The organism is Trinickia fusca (assembly GCF_003628145.1).
Classification (GTDB): Bacteria; Pseudomonadota; Gammaproteobacteria; order Burkholderiales; family Burkholderiaceae; genus Trinickia; species Trinickia fusca.
Genome location: NZ_RBZV01000033.1, coordinates 1 through 1432, shown reverse-complemented (window position 1 = coordinate 1432; position 1432 = coordinate 1). Strand labels below are relative to the sequence as shown.

1 protein-coding gene is annotated in these 1432 nt (G+C 64.5%); it reads left to right on the top strand.

Going from position 1 to position 1432, the window contains the following annotated elements; all coding sequences use genetic code 11:
- On the top strand, window positions 1-1432 hold a 1432-nt coding region (locus D7S89_RS27015; protein ID WP_425470926.1), incomplete at both ends, for a beta strand repeat-containing protein.

The following is a 1432-nucleotide window of genomic DNA, read 5'->3' as shown; positions in this document are numbered from 1 at the left end:
ACGGATCTGACGAACCACGGCGGCAAGATTACGCAGTATGGTGCGTCGCCGATGACCATCAGCGTTAGCAACAGGTTCGACAATTCCGTCGGCGGCACGCTGCAAACCAACAGCACGGACCTCACCCTCGCACCGGGCACACTCGTCAACGACGGTGGCGCGATCACGCATGCAGGCACCGGGACCTTGACCCTCGCGCCCAGCAGCGGCACAGGAGCGATCAGCAATGTCGCGGGCAAGATCACCAGCGCCGGCCAGATCGGCGCGAACGCGGGCAGTTTGAACAATGCACAGGGTGTCCTCGCCGCCAAGCGAGATATCACCGCCACGGCCGCAGGCGAAGTGAACAATGTGCAAGGGCAGATGCGTGCGTTGTCGTCCCTGTCGCTGCACAACGGCGGCACGCTGACGAATACAAGCGGCCGCATCCAGTCGGGTACCGGCGCGTCCAACGGCGCCGACACGCTCGACGTCCAGTCCGCGTCGATCGACAATTCGGTGGGCTTGATCGGTAACCTCGGCGCAGGCGCGACGACCGTGCAAGGCGGCAGCGAGCTCGTCAATCGCAATGGCACCGTCACCGGCAATGGCGAGGTAACCGTTGTCGCATCGTCGATCACGAACACGCAGGGCGGCCAGTTGAGCGGCTCCAATCTGAAGGTGCTCGGTGACACGCTGGACAACTCCGGCGGCACCATCGGCAATGTCGCGAACGGTGACGTCAAGGTGACGACCACCGGCGCGATCACGAACACGAACGGCCGAATCGGCGCGACACACGATTTGTCGGTCAACGCGAGCACGTTGACGGGCGGCGGCACCTACAGCGCGGCCAACGATGTCGCAATGAACCTGCAGGGCAATTTTGCGGCGACGCCCGATGTCCAGTTCAACGCCGGACACGACCTGGCCTTTACCCTCTCCGGCACGTTCACGAACAGCACGGGGCTGCAGGCGGTCAACAACCTGTCCGTCGATGCGGGCGATATCGTCAATAGCGGTTCGATCGCGGCCGGCAACCTGCTGCGCACGCATTCGAACACGCTGACCAACACGGGGGCGATGGTCGGTGGCAGCGTATCGCTGGCGGCGGACAGCACGCTGTCGAATCTCGGGCCGACCGCGCTGATCGGCGCGTCGGACAGCAACGGCACGCTCGAGCTCCTCTCGCACGACATCGAGAACCGCGACGACACCACTGCCACGGACACGCAGGCGCAGACGGCGATTGTCGGCCTCGGCAAGGTCATCTTGGCGGGTGGCAAGGACGCAAACGGCAACTACACGAACGCCGCGCTGATCCGTAACCAGTCGGCGCTGATCCAGTCCGGCGGCGATATGGCGCTGCACGCCGACCAGGTGACGAACACCCGGCGCGCGATGAAGACCTCCGGCTATACGCGTAACGTCGATCCGGCGCTGCTCGAACAGA